Raw genomic sequence first — 12769 nt, 5'->3', positions numbered from 1 at the left:
GCATGATTCGGCTATCATCCCTTGTACAAAAAGAAAGATAGAGCGTAGAGCAAGTAGATATGTGCTGGATAAAAAATATAGAACAGCCACTTAGGACCCCGACCACGCTCGCCATTATAAGCCAACATAAATGGGGCTGCAAAAATTTCCATCCACTCAAAGGCTTTGAACAAAAGGAGATCAGGGGTCAACGCCAGTCCCATAGTGGGTACAAGCAAGAACACACGCCCTAAGTCAACGAGCAAGGAAGCTAAGATAAATCCTAGCACCTCTCTTTTGAGACTCTTACGGCAAAGATACATAACAATTCCTACAATTAATGTCGCTGTTCCACCATCACTGATGGTAGTATGTAGCGGTAATATTGTAAAATTGATAAGACTAAGAGGAGAGGATAACCATTGGTTTCCAGACTGACTAGCCATTTGATAAAGAGGCATAAAGAGCCACGGTAGAATTATTGGTAAAATTGTTGTCACAATTCCTCTTAAATATTTTTTCTCTTCAAGCCAAGCAATTCCTTGCAAAACTACCAACAAAATCGCAAAGGAAGACAGCATCATATTTTGCGGGAAGAAGCCATCTTTACGAACAAATTCCGATAAAACATTGTAAAATCCGAACTGAACAAGCCCCATCCCTACTGACAAACTATACATTTGCAAAAAGTAGCGTTTGCGATTATGCGTGTGAACAAATCCTTCAATAACACAAAAGAGAAATAAAGGAGCTGCTAAACGCCCAATTTGTGAGAACCATAGAGGAATTTTTCCCGTAAATTCAAAAAAGTAGTGGATATGGTCCAGAACCATAAAAAACAAAGCAAAGTACTTTAAATCAAAATTATTTAATCCTTTTTTACCTAACATTTTTTCCTCCTTAATCCTAGTATAGAAAGAAAAGTTAAGGAATTTATAAGGAAAGTTAAATTTTTAGCCTTTTTATTGGCAACGTTATCGTAACCCGTGCACCACTATTGTGATTTTCCAAAATTAAGTGTCCATCATGCTTACTAACAATGTTATCAGCAATACATAGACCCATACCCAAATGATCAGTCTGACTCCGACTACTATCAGCCCGATAAAAGAGCCTCTTTCCTTTTAGCAAGGCCTCTGGCGAAAAACCAATTCCTTCATTCTCACAGACTAACTTCAAAAAGACACCATCACATTGAAAAATTAAGCGGATATCGCTATTCTTCGCACTGTAATCCAAAGCATTTGAAACGATATTCATGACAGCTCTGGTCATCAGCGCTATATCAATATCAAGTACAAAATCCCCTCGACACATCTTTTCAATAGAAAGTTGACGCCCACAGGCCAGTGCCAAAGCATTTGTTTCCTCTGACAACTTATTAAGAAAAAACTCTCCTTTAACTGGTTGACGTTCTAATGTTGTCAAAGACTGCGTCATAGCCAATTGGCGTAGTTCGGTAAGATAGGCTTCAACCTTGGTAATATTTTTCAAACTAAACTGTACATACGAAGCCTGCTGTGCTGATAAATCTGTCAAAGTCAACAACTCCGTATTACCTTTAATAACCGTCAAGGGGGTTTTTAGGTCATGAGTTAAAGCAGATAGCTGCTCCTTGCGTTCCTCTTCAAGTAACCAATTTTTCATAAGGGATTCTTTTAAAGAGTCCTTCATTCCATTAATGCTCTCCAACAAAGCATTGAACTCCTTAATTTGAGTGTTTGCTACTGAAAACTCTAAATCTTGCTGACCAATTTTTTTCGTCAACTCTACAAGAGGCGCCATCTGACGCTTCACATAGTGTGCAAATCGTATAGTCACTAACGCAAAAACCAGAAACCAGGTGATAATAAACATGGTGACCCAGACAAACTCAAAATTAGGTAAGTGCTCTTCCAACCAAGCCTGACCATAGTGGACACGGAGATCATAATGAACTACATATGTTCCTTCCTGACGCTCAATCTTAATAAAATAGCCCTGACTAGCTTGATTCCCCTTTTTCAAGAAAAGCTGAGCTTCTTTCTTTAAATTACTAGACATATCAGATTGCTTTATGATTTGTGACACATCAAAAAGAGCATAATTAGTTCCTAGAGGTAAATCTGTCACCCTGACTGCTTGATTGGAATTGGCTTGCAAGCTTTTCAATTGAAATTCAGCATTATTAGCAGGTAAAACCAGCCCACTTTCCATGATAGGAAAAAGTAAAAGCAAAAAGACAATTATTTGAACCAGTGATATCCCGATAATTGCCAGGAAATACTTTAAAAAAATTCCTCTAAGAGATGTTTGACCTTTTTTTAAACCCATTTGTAACCTACTCCCCAGACTGTCTCAATAGGCTCTGAACCAAGTTCACGAAATTTAGCACGAATGTTCTTAATATGCTCTGCTATCGCTTGTGGCGTTCCCCGTTCTGCATAGGCATCTAACCTATCATAAAGTTGTTCCTTCGAAAAAACCTGTCCCCTATGCCGTGCTAAAAATTCACAAAGTTCATATTCTGATTTAGTCAATGGCAGAGCTAAACCCGCAACGCTGACTGACTTAGCAGAAAGGTCAAAGTGTACCTCTCCTAAGGTTAGGTAGCTATGTTTCTCACGATTTTCCCTTCGTAGATGAGCACCAACACGCGCCAAAAGTTCTTGTACGCCGAAAGGTTTAACGATGTAATCATCTGCACCATAGGCCAAACCAGAAACGATATCACTTTCATCCGTCTTAGCTGTTAAAAAAATAATAGGACAATCAACTAGAGGACGAATTTCCTGACAAAAAGTTAAACCATCCATTTCGGGCATCATAATATCCAGAAGTATTGCAGCGTACTGTCCTAACTGACTCTTATCAACTGCCTGAGCACGATTAAAGACATCAACCAAATAACCTTGTAACTGCAAGGCATTTTTTATCAAAATTAAAATATCCACATCATCATCAACCACTAAAATCCTAGCCATATACTAGTCTCCCCTAAAATTCAGTCATTTTTACATCTGAAAGCTTCCCTTACACGTCAGTCATCCAATAATAAAAGACAAGTTCAAAATGTGTAAGCTAGTTTAATCCTAACACAGTTTTATCAGGAAATCATCAAGAGATTCTCCAAAAAAAGAAAGAACTAGCAGGTGAGCTAGTTCTTTTAGGAGATTATGAAAAGAAAAGTTTTAGGATTGTTTATAGTATAACCAAGCTCTCTTAAATAAAACTTAATCGGAACTAATTTTTTATTTGGCTTCATACCAAGTTTGGCCTGCGCTTTCATCAGCAACCAGTGGAACTGAAAGTTCTATAGCCGACTCCATCGTATCTTTGACTAAAGATTTCACGGCTTTCAACTCATTTTGTGGAACTTCCAGCACAATTTCATCGTGTACTTGTAATAGCATTTTGGCCTTGTAACCTTTCTCAACCAGAGCCTTATCAAGGTTAATCATCGCAATCTTAAGAATATCAGCTGCGCTACCCTGAATAGGCGAATTGATAGCTGTACGCTCTGCAAAATTGCGGATATTAAAATTTCGAGAATTGATATCTGGCAAACTACGACGGCGTTTGAAGAGTGTTTCTACATAGCCCTTATCACGCGCCTCACGCACAACATCTTCCATATAATCTTTGATTCCAGGATAACGTTCAAAGTACGTTTCGATGTATTGCTTTGCTAATTTCCGAGGGATACCTAAATTATTAGCCAAACCAAAATCTGAAATGCCATAAACAATCCCGAAGTTGACAGCCTTTGCATTGCGACGGTCATTTGGTGTCACATCCTCAGCCTTTTCAATGCCGAAAACACGCATAGCTGTTGAGGTGTGAATGTCAGCCCCTTCACGAAAGGCAGCAATCAGATGCTCATCTCCCGAAATGTGTGCCAACACGCGCAATTCAATCTGTGAGTAATCCGAACTAAGCAGCACCGCATCGTCATTCGAAGGAACGAATGCCTTACGAATAAGACGCCCCTGCTCCAGTCGAATTGGAATATTCTGTAGGTTAGGGTCAACTGAGGACAGACGACCTGTCTGGGTCAAGTCTTGTAGATAACGCGTATGAATTTTCTCATCAGCCAAGATATATTCTTGCAGACCAAGTACATATGTTGATTGAATCTTCGTAATCTGGCGATAGTCCAAAATCTTGGAAACTATAGGCGAGATCGGAGCTAAGCGTTCCAAAACATCCACTGCTGTTGAGTAGCCCGTCTTTGTCTTTTTAGTATATTCTACTGGTAGCTGCATCTTGTCAAAGAGAATCTCTCCCAACTGTTTGGGTGAATTGATATTAAATTCACAGCCTGCCAACTCGTAAATTTCCTTCGTCAGACGTTCTATGACCACCTGATTTTCCACTGCCATTTCATTAAGCGTCTGCCCTTTTACCTTAATTCCAGCAATTTCCATTTTAGCCAGCACATCGGCTAATGGCTGCTCAATATCAAAGAGAAGAGCCTGCTGTTCATGTTGAGCTAACTTATCCAGTATGACCGGCTCTGCCACTTCAAGCACCTTGATTTTTTTGGCCAAATGGCTGAGCAACGCAGTTTTCTCAGGGATGGCACGTTTGGCTCCTTTACCGTAAACCACCTCGTCTGCCTCTAGCGGCAAATCAGTATAAAGGCTTGCAATTGTTGAGATTTCATTATCTTCTACCGTTGATAGCAAGTATTTGGCCAGACGAGCGTCAAAAGCTGGCGCTGGCAAATCAATACCTAGATGACTAAGGAGAACTTTGCTACGCTTGAAATCATAGGTCTTGATAGACTGAGACAAAACTTGTTTAAACAAAGGTTTAGACAACAAGTTTACATCCGTCGAAGCATAGATAGCTCTGCTATTTCCCCAAGCAAAACCAATAATGTCCTCAACATGGTAGTTATCACCCAAAATCTCAAAATAGAAAAATTGGTCATCTTCAAACATTTCCGGACTCAGACGATCAACCTCGGTGAATGCCACTTCAAAAGTCGCCTGAGGGCTTTCACTATTCAACGCTTTTTTGAATTGCTTGAAATCCATCTCATCATAAAAAGGTAAAAGCTTCTCTAAATTTGGGCCCTCGTAGATGATGTCATCTAAACCAATAGTGAGTGGTGCACTAGTATCAATAGTTGCCAATGTTTTAGATAAGAAGGCTTGTTCCTTGTCGTTAATGAGATTTTCCTTCATTTTGGAAGCCTTCATGCTGTCAATATTAGCATAGATACCTTCCAAACTACCGTGCTCTAAAAGCAACTTTAACCCTGTCTTTTCACCAATTTTAGTAACACCAGGAATATTATCGGACTTATCCCCCATGAGCGCTTTTAGGTCAATGAACTGCTTAGGTGTAATCCCCATTTTTTCCATCAGGTAGGCTGGGGTAAATTCTTCAAAATCAGCAACGCCTTTTTTCGAAATTTCGACAACAGTGTTACTATCTGTCAGCTGAATCAAATCCTTATCTCCACTGACAATGGTCACATCATACTCATCACCGTTTTCTGCCATCTTATCCAACGTACCAATAATATCATCAGCCTCGTAGTTGTCCAAATCATAAAATTTAATTCCCAGACCTGTCAACATCTCTCGGATATAAGGTAATTGCTCTCGAAATTCTTCTGGTGTTTTGGCACGTCCAGCCTTGTATTCCGTAAACATCTCTGTACGAAAAGTCGTCTTTCCAGCATCAAAAGCAACCAATACATGAGTGGGTTGCACACGCTCCATGAGGTGATTGAGCATAAGATGGAAACCATAAATGGCATTCGTGTGCAAACCTGCACGATTTTTAAAGCGATCAATCTGATTATAAAGTGCAAAAAAGGCACGATAAGCAACAGACGACCCATCAATCAATAATAATTTCTTCTTGTTTTCCATAACTTTATTATAACACAGAACAGGAGCATTTCACGGATCCGAGAACCTTTTGAGCAAAAGAAAAACTTATCCCCCAAAAAATTCGTAGAATCTTACAAACCATCAAAGTAAGTTTAAAATAATGTTGTATTTTTGAACAAAAACGAAAAAAGCCCTTTAAATCAAGGGTTTTCGGGCGTTATTTATGCCGATTGCAGGGATCGAACCTGTGACCTACGCGTTACGAGTGCGTTGCTCTACCAACTGAGCTAAATCGGCTTACCTCATTATTTTATCACTTTGATTTTAAATGTCAATAATCAAAACCACCCGTGAGAACGGGTGGTTTGCTCTTCGGCTGAAAGCCTCTGCTACCGGCCGAGGCCTAAAGGCCTACCGAATGGTTTCCCTTCAGCACCACCTTTGCTAGCTGACCCGACTAGCGGGTCTCTTTAAGACTACTTTCTTTTATTCTTCTCACCTGTAAACGGATCATATTCCTCGAAAAGACTGAGCTGATCTGCTATCACGTCTTCTTGTAATTGATTACGAATATATTCTTCAATTCGCTTCTGATTTCGCCCAACCGTATCAACATAAAACCCTCGACACCAAAATTTGCGATTCCCATATTTATACTTTAAATTAGCGTGTCGGTCGAATATCATTAAGCTACTTTTACCCTTTAAATATCCCATAAATGAGGAAATACTTAGCTTCGGTGGTATACTCACCAACATGTGAATGTGATCTGGGCATGCTTCTGCTTCATGAATTTCAACACCTTTTCTTTCACATAATAACCGTAAGATTTGACCAATACTTGCTTTGTATTTCCCATAGATTATCTGACGTCTATATTTTGGGGCGAAAACAATATGATACTTACAATTCCATGTAGTATGTGCTAAACTATTATTATCCTGTCTCATCAGAGGTCCTCCTTTTGTATATTAGTTAGTGGTCGGGAAACCTTATCTAATATAACACTTTAGGGGGACTTTTTTGATACATCGCTAAAAGCTTTTCGGAACCACTAGCACAGCTAGTGGTTTTCGTGAGACAATAAGAAAAAAGGTTTATCCTTTCGGACAAACCTTTATTTAATAACGTTTCAGAGCTGATTAAGCTTTACCTTCTGAACCGAAAACATCGATACGTTCTTCAACAGCAGCAGTGATTGCATCGAAACCTGGTTTCAAGAATTTGCGTGGGTCAAAGAGTTTTTTCTTCATGTATTCAGCTTCGTTAGCGTTGAATTCAGCAACAAAGTCACGAGTAGCAGCGCAGAAAGCCAATTGACATTCAGTATTAACGTTAACTTTAGCAACACCAAGTTTGATAGCTGCTTGGATTTGATCATCAGGGATACCAGATCCACCGTGAAGTACGATTGGGAATCCTGGAACAGCTTCTGTAAGTTTTTGAAGGTGATCAAGGTGAAGACCTTTCCAGTTTTCTGGGTATGGACCGTGGATGTTACCGATACCTGCTGCCAAGAAGTCGATACCAGTTTCAACCATTGCTTTAGCATCTTCGATTGGAGCCAATTCACCGTCACCGATGATACCGTCTTCTTCACCACCGATAGTACCAACTTCAGCTTCTACTGAGATACCTTTAGCATGTGCTTTTTCAACAACTTCTTTAGCCAATTTAAGGTTTTCTTCAACTGGAAGGTGTGAACCGTCGAACATTACTGAAGTGTAACCAACTTCGATACATTCAAGAGCATCTTCGTAATGACCATGGTCAAGGTGAATAGCAACTGGTACAGTAATACCCATTGATTCAACAAGGTTTTCGATAAGTGCTTTACAAAGTTTGTAACCACCCATGTATTTAGCAGCACCCATTGAAGTTTGGATAAGAACTGGAGCTTTTTTAGCTTCTGCTGCACGCAAGATAGCTTGAGTCCACTCAAGGTTGTTTGTGTTAAATCCACCAACAGCATAGCCGTTATCACGAGCTGCTTGGACAAATTTTTCTGCTGAAACGATTGCCATTATAAGGCCTCCTATTTATTTTTTGGGGTTCAACCCATTACATGTCCATTCTATCACAATTTTCTTATTTTTTCCAGTATTACATGAAAAGATTGAAAAGACTATGCATATCGATCAAAACCTCAATTAGCAATTCACTATAATAGCAATATACCTGAATATCATTTGTGATTACTTTATAACCACAGCCTCATTTTCTGATATTAAAACAAAAAACCAACAGCCTCGAGCACTGTTGGTTCTAGTTTATTATCAAGACAAATTAAGCTGACAATACTTTACGTCCTTTACGACGACGAGCTGCAAGCACGCGACGTCCATTTTTAGTTGACATACGGTGACGGAATCCGTGTTTACGTTGACGACGGATTTTACTTGGTTGATAAGTACGTTTCACGATGAATACCTCCTCATAGATTTTCGTATTCGTTTAGCCGGCTATGTGATCATTACTAAACATACCATATTATTTTATAAGAAATAGCTGAGCTTGTCAAGATTTATTTTCTCTATTTTCCTGCAACTTCCTGTTAATCCGACTAACGCGACGGAAAAAAGTAAGATAAACCACAAACCAGATAACAAGATAGGTCATTACAAAACCTGCAAAGAAATTGACTGACAAAGGATTGACCAGATGATTTAACTTATTCATTAAAAATATCAAACCATAAACTGCGATAAAGTGCAATAAAATCTGCCAGAGCAACGGTGGACTTTCCAATTCATAAATCATGGTCACAAGACCAATCAACCCACTAATCCAAACAACATTGACAATCTGGCTGACCGTTTGCGTCTGAACTCCACCAGACAACAAACTAAGAACATATACAACTCCTCCGAAACCAACACCAACAATAGCATAGATTACAATTTTTCTAATATCTATTTTCATTTCTATTCCTCACAAGCCCAAACGTTGTTCTAGATTTTTTAAGTAACGACGACTGACATGTAGCTTACGTTTGCCTGTTAAAAGCGCTAGCATATTTCCCGAAAAACTAGCCTCTAGAGCCTCTAAATGGTTAATATTAAGTAAACTTTGTTTGGAAACCTGCACAAAATCAGGATTGTTGAGCCGCTCCTTAAACTTATAGAGACGCCCCGAGATAATGCGCCTGCCCTTGAGCGTTTCCAAAATCAGACTTGTATCATCTACATCCACATAGATGAGGTCATCAGTCTTGAGCATTTCAATCCTATCAGCGCCCTTAATAGGAATAATAGCTGGCGCCTCAGACTCATACTGGGCAAGATAGTCCAAGATTCGCTGAACCTCTGCTGTCAAACTTTGGCTGCGCACCAATACTTCAATCTCCTTTGCTGTCAGATTCGGTACTTCTTCAAATCGAAAATCCATGACAATCCTTTCCAAGTCTTATTTCCCCTATAGTACCCTTTTTTGAGGCTTCACGCAAGTTACAGGCTAGTCAAGGAAAATCATTAGGCACAAACATAGAATATAAATATTAGTAGAGTAGAGAAATAGCCGTTCCAGCAAACCAAAATAAGGTTTAAGCGGAGATAAAATCATGGCTGCAACAAGACCGTAAAGTCCAACCTTGACCAATTGCTCCAAGAGGTGGCAAATGAAATATATAGTTGGGTTAATAGGACCGATGCTTTTGGTAACATTGAAGATAAAAGTAGCAAGCGCTGTAAACTGCAAAATAGCAAACAATAAATGCAGGGTACCTGTAAGCGTACGCTTTTCGCCTTCAAGATCCGTTGGAAAAATAGCAACACCTACAAAACCAATTAAGGCCAAGACTAGCAGTTCAATTCCCTTAATCTTAAAAGAAAATGGATAAGACCAGCAGAATAGGGCTAGTATCAATGCGATAGTCCTTACCGTACTGACCAAACCTGCCAGTTTAAAATATTTTCGATGAGACCCAACGCCATAATCACTAACCGCATGCTTGATAGGATTATAGATTTCCCTATTTTTAAGATGAAGTACTACCATTAGGTAACCATAAGTTACAATACATAGAATGGCTACAAGACTAAATCCTTTTGAAATCATGTCGCATTTCCTTTCTTCTAAACCATTTATCACAAAGCAAGGCTAACCATATCAGCTCTTTACTGCTAATTTTCCTAGACACGTCTTGCCTTGTCCTTCTACCCAAAGAAAGCTAAAAAGGACAAGAAGACTGACAACAATCACGGCAGCTATAATAAGGATATTTTGCTGACAGGTCAACAGATGGTCTCCCCACTTAAACTCAATACCAAGGTATTCTTTTATGTCAAGACTAGACTTCCATTTTGGAATATCATCTCCAACCAAAATTTGACGAAAGACTGAGGCTACATAGGCACCTGGTACCAGTTTAATGATCTTCTGAGCAACATCGGGAAGCGTTCCTATCGGCATGTAGACGCCCACCAAGAAACCTGATGCCGTTCCAATGATGGTTGACAGACGTTCTGCGACTTCTACAGTTTTCACAAATTGAACCAATAGCAAGGCAAGAAGGGCTGACATGACTGAACTTAAGACAATCACTCCTAATATGGAAGGAAAATTACTCACCTCAAAACGCAGACCATCTTGGTAATAAAAATAGAGAGACATGATGGTATACATAACAACCTGCATAACACTGCCAATCACACCGGCACTGATCAGATAGCCAACATTCAATTGGAAATTAGTCGTATCTGTTAGCAGAAAATCAGAGAATTTCTGGCTTTCCTTATCACGAACCAACCTTTCCGTCCCCGACCAAGTTGTCGTAATACCAGTAACGGCTAAAATACCGCCCATCACCCAGCGATCCAAAAATTTTTCAGGATGAGACAAGCTGCTCCAAGCATCTAGCATATTCTTTTGCAAGAAAATGATGTACAAAACAAAGGCAATCCAAGCCCCCATCAGTGAGAAAAAGACACTGGCCTTGTTGCTGAAATAAAGTTGTAAATTGCGTTTAACGGTCGTTAGCATCAACTAATCTCCTTTCCTGTAATGGCAATAAAGGCTTCATTGATGGTGCCTTGTTTAAATTCGAAGTCTGCTATAGCTTCTCGGTACTTGCCCAGTAGACCAATAACCTCCTGTGATGACACCCCCTCTATCAAGTAGCCTGCTTCCGTTTCTTTTAGGGGAAATGGCAGAGCTGCTAAGCTTGTTGGGTCTGCAACCTTGAGGAGCAGTTGACTCTTGGCATATTCCTTAACAAGGTCAAAAGCTGTACCCTGTGCTAAAATTTTCCCGTGGTCAATGACATAAGTGACTTCAGCATTTTCAGCCTCTTCTAAGTAATGAGTGGTCAAGAAAATGGTCAAACCTTGCTCTTTTTTCAAGCGGTAAAGCAGCTGCCAAATCATTTGGCGGGTTTGAATATCAAGCCCAGTCGTTGGTTCATCCAGAAAGAGAAGGTCTGGTTTATTGAGCAAAGCTCGTGTAATGTCCACGCGCCTGCGCTGACCGCCAGATAAGGTCCCGTACTTTTGCCCTAGAAGACCACTCAAACCTGTCAATTCTACCAATTCATTTAACCAAGTCTTATCAATGTGCTGATAAAGCCCTGCACGGTTCTTCAAGTTTGCTCTGACAGTCAGTTCCTCATCTAGCACACTGTCCTGAAAGACAATGCCGATTTTCAAATCGGATGCCAGAATCACCTTACCAGAGGTTGGGGCCAGCAATCCCGTCAACATCTTGATAGTCGTTGATTTGCCAGCTCCGTTGGTTCCCAAATAAGCAACTAAGCTACCCTTTGGAATTTCCAAGTTAAGCTGATTGACAACTGTTTTATCACCGTAGATTTTCGTGAGATTTTGGGTTTTCATTAACATTACTTCGTCCTCCACGTTTATATCCTAACAAAAAAAGCGCCTCTCTAGGACGCTTTTGCGGTAAGTGGTTAAAAGAAAGAGGCAAGCGGTAAAAAAATAGAAAGCCAGTTGACTGACTTTCTATACATCATTCTTCATCTTGAAGAAGGCTGACAACAACATAGCGGTTGGGGTCATTTCCCTCTGAATAACTCTCGACACCTTCAATTGCTGTAACAGTTTTGTGAACAATTTTACGTTCGCTGTTACTCATTGGATCCATAACATAATCTTTGCCTGTTTCCAAGACACGCGCAGCCGCTTTTCGTGTAAAATCAATCAAAGTTTCTGTCCGATGTTCAACATAATCATGAACATTTAGGACAACGGAAAAATTCTTAGAATAGCGATCATGCAAGAAATTCTGTGCCAAAAGTTGTAGAGATTTTAAAACTTTACCATGATAACCAATAACACGGCCTGCTTCAGGTGTTTCAATCTGTAAATTGATTTGACGACGATTATTGCTTGTCTCAATCGTTGCTTCAATATCCATTTCATAGATAATTTTTTGAACATAGTCAGAAACTTCCTGTGCCGCTTGTTCAATATCATTACTTAAAGTTGGCTTTTCCGAAGCAAACTCATTAGCAACAAATTCTTCAAATGATGCCACTTCATCAGGAGTTGACTCTTGAGGTTGATGGTCTTTGGCCGTTGTTTTCTGCTCTAACTGTTCCAAAACTTCCGAGTAACCTGTTTCTTCAAGAATAGTTTGTGTCGTTTTTTTATTTTCAAGAAGAGCTTCTTTGACAGCTTCATCGACAGGGTGACCCTGTTCTTCAATTTCTTTAAGAGCTTGAGTCACCTTACTAAGTTCAATGGTGTCTTCCAATTTTGAAGATACAGGCTCATTTAGATTGTTGATGGCCTCTGGAACACCCTTAACAGCTTTTTGATTAGCCTTGTGGACCGTTGTTTCATTAATACCCTCAATATCAACCTGAGCAGGTTGTTTTCCAAAACCAAGGAAACCTTTTTTCTCGCGAGAGATAACCTTAATATGTGCTTTGAGGCGGGAAAGTTGTAACTCTGCCAGCCCTTTTTCAATAGCTTCTTCTACAGTAGACCCTGTGAATATAACCATAA

Annotated in this window: 13 protein-coding genes and 1 tRNA gene; all 14 read right to left on the bottom strand. The window is 39.7% G+C overall.

Annotated elements, in window-relative coordinates:
* Nucleotides 1-14 precede the first annotated feature (14 nt).
* The gene (locus tag ABZ559_RS00930) at nucleotides 15-869 is read right to left on the bottom strand and encodes a TraX family protein (RefSeq protein WP_367006895.1); all 855 of its coding nucleotides are present in this window, start codon (nucleotides 867-869) and stop codon (nucleotides 15-17) included.
* A 55-nt stretch (nucleotides 870-924) separates the two neighbouring features.
* Nucleotides 925-2196 (bottom strand): HAMP domain-containing sensor histidine kinase, encoded by a 1272-nt coding sequence (locus ABZ559_RS00925; protein WP_367006893.1) that lies wholly within the window; start codon nucleotides 2194-2196, stop codon nucleotides 925-927.
* An 86-nt stretch (nucleotides 2197-2282) separates the two neighbouring features.
* Complete coding sequence (locus tag ABZ559_RS00920) at nucleotides 2283-2942, bottom strand: response regulator transcription factor (RefSeq protein ID WP_018374936.1); 660 nt, start codon at nucleotides 2940-2942, stop codon at nucleotides 2283-2285.
* A gap of 267 nt (nucleotides 2943-3209) precedes the next feature.
* Nucleotides 3210-5846 (bottom strand): DNA polymerase I, encoded by a 2637-nt coding sequence (polA, locus tag ABZ559_RS00915; RefSeq protein ID WP_367006891.1) that lies wholly within the window; start codon nucleotides 5844-5846, stop codon nucleotides 3210-3212.
* Nucleotides 5847-6031: 185 nt separating this feature from the next.
* Nucleotides 6032-6104: transfer RNA gene (locus ABZ559_RS00910), tRNA-Thr, on the bottom strand.
* Between the two features lie 179 nt (nucleotides 6105-6283).
* Nucleotides 6284-6757 (bottom strand): IS200/IS605 family transposase, encoded by a 474-nt coding sequence (tnpA, locus tag ABZ559_RS00905; RefSeq protein WP_002891962.1) that lies wholly within the window; start codon nucleotides 6755-6757, stop codon nucleotides 6284-6286.
* 192 nt (nucleotides 6758-6949) lie between these two features.
* The gene (locus ABZ559_RS00900) at nucleotides 6950-7831 is read right to left on the bottom strand and encodes a class II fructose-bisphosphate aldolase (RefSeq protein WP_018374938.1); all 882 of its coding nucleotides are present in this window, start codon (nucleotides 7829-7831) and stop codon (nucleotides 6950-6952) included.
* A gap of 262 nt (nucleotides 7832-8093) precedes the next feature.
* Nucleotides 8094-8228, bottom strand: coding sequence for a 50S ribosomal protein L34 (gene rpmH, locus ABZ559_RS00895; RefSeq protein WP_002885866.1), 135 nt, complete (start codon nucleotides 8226-8228; stop codon nucleotides 8094-8096).
* A 96-nt stretch (nucleotides 8229-8324) separates the two neighbouring features.
* On the bottom strand, nucleotides 8325-8729 hold the full coding sequence (locus ABZ559_RS00890; RefSeq protein ID WP_367006887.1) for a DUF3021 domain-containing protein: 405 nt from the start codon (nucleotides 8727-8729) through the stop codon (nucleotides 8325-8327).
* A 9-nt stretch (nucleotides 8730-8738) separates the two neighbouring features.
* Nucleotides 8739-9194, bottom strand: a complete 456-nt coding sequence (locus tag ABZ559_RS00885) for a LytTR family DNA-binding domain-containing protein (RefSeq protein WP_367006885.1) — start codon at nucleotides 9192-9194, stop codon at nucleotides 8739-8741.
* Nucleotides 9195-9260: 66 nt separating this feature from the next.
* Nucleotides 9261-9863 (bottom strand): DUF998 domain-containing protein, encoded by a 603-nt coding sequence (locus ABZ559_RS00880; RefSeq protein WP_367006884.1) that lies wholly within the window; start codon nucleotides 9861-9863, stop codon nucleotides 9261-9263.
* Nucleotides 9864-9914: 51 nt separating this feature from the next.
* Complete coding sequence (locus tag ABZ559_RS00875) at nucleotides 9915-10787, bottom strand: ABC transporter permease (RefSeq protein ID WP_018374942.1); 873 nt, start codon at nucleotides 10785-10787, stop codon at nucleotides 9915-9917.
* Nucleotides 10787-11641: an ABC transporter ATP-binding protein gene (locus ABZ559_RS00870; RefSeq protein WP_367006883.1), complete on the bottom strand. Its 855-nt coding sequence runs from the start codon at nucleotides 11639-11641 to the stop codon at nucleotides 10787-10789. Before ABZ559_RS00870 ends, ABZ559_RS00875 begins: the two co-directional genes overlap by 1 nt.
* Before the next feature lie 127 nt (nucleotides 11642-11768).
* Nucleotides 11769-12767: a protein jag gene (locus ABZ559_RS00865; RefSeq protein ID WP_367006881.1), complete on the bottom strand. Its 999-nt coding sequence runs from the start codon at nucleotides 12765-12767 to the stop codon at nucleotides 11769-11771.
* Nucleotides 12768-12769: the final 2 nt, after the last annotated feature.

Origin of the sequence: Streptococcus sp. ZY19097 (assembly GCF_040731245.1) — a bacterium.
Classification (GTDB): Bacteria; Bacillota; Bacilli; order Lactobacillales; family Streptococcaceae; genus Streptococcus; species Streptococcus orisratti.
Note: the sequence above shows the minus strand (reverse complement) of the source record. Positions and strands in the feature narration are given on the sequence as shown.

What these genes read in the sequence shown, in the direction of transcription:
- ABZ559_RS00870 (WP_367006883.1), bottom strand. Translation starts at nt 11,641, where the DNA reads ATGTTAATGAAAACCCAAAATCTCACGAAAATCTACGGTGATAAAACA.
- tnpA (WP_002891962.1), bottom strand. Translation starts at nt 6,757, where the DNA reads ATGAGACAGGATAATAATAGTTTAGCACATACTACATGGAATTGTAAG.
- ABZ559_RS00930 (WP_367006895.1), bottom strand. Translation starts at nt 869, where the DNA reads ATGTTAGGTAAAAAAGGATTAAATAATTTTGATTTAAAGTACTTTGCT.
- ABZ559_RS00880 (WP_367006884.1), bottom strand. Translation starts at nt 9,863, where the DNA reads ATGATTTCAAAAGGATTTAGTCTTGTAGCCATTCTATGTATTGTAACT.
- ABZ559_RS00885 (WP_367006885.1), bottom strand. Translation starts at nt 9,194, where the DNA reads ATGGATTTTCGATTTGAAGAAGTACCGAATCTGACAGCAAAGGAGATT.
- ABZ559_RS00875 (WP_018374942.1), bottom strand. Translation starts at nt 10,787, where the DNA reads ATGCTAACGACCGTTAAACGCAATTTACAACTTTATTTCAGCAACAAG.
- ABZ559_RS00900 (WP_018374938.1), bottom strand. Translation starts at nt 7,831, where the DNA reads ATGGCAATCGTTTCAGCAGAAAAATTTGTCCAAGCAGCTCGTGATAAC.
- polA (WP_367006891.1), bottom strand. Translation starts at nt 5,846, where the DNA reads ATGGAAAACAAGAAGAAATTATTATTGATTGATGGGTCGTCTGTTGCT.
- ABZ559_RS00890 (WP_367006887.1), bottom strand. Translation starts at nt 8,729, where the DNA reads ATGAAAATAGATATTAGAAAAATTGTAATCTATGCTATTGTTGGTGTT.
- ABZ559_RS00865 (WP_367006881.1), bottom strand. Translation starts at nt 12,767, where the DNA reads ATGGTTATATTCACAGGGTCTACTGTAGAAGAAGCTATTGAAAAAGGG.
- ABZ559_RS00920 (WP_018374936.1), bottom strand. Translation starts at nt 2,942, where the DNA reads ATGGCTAGGATTTTAGTGGTTGATGATGATGTGGATATTTTAATTTTG.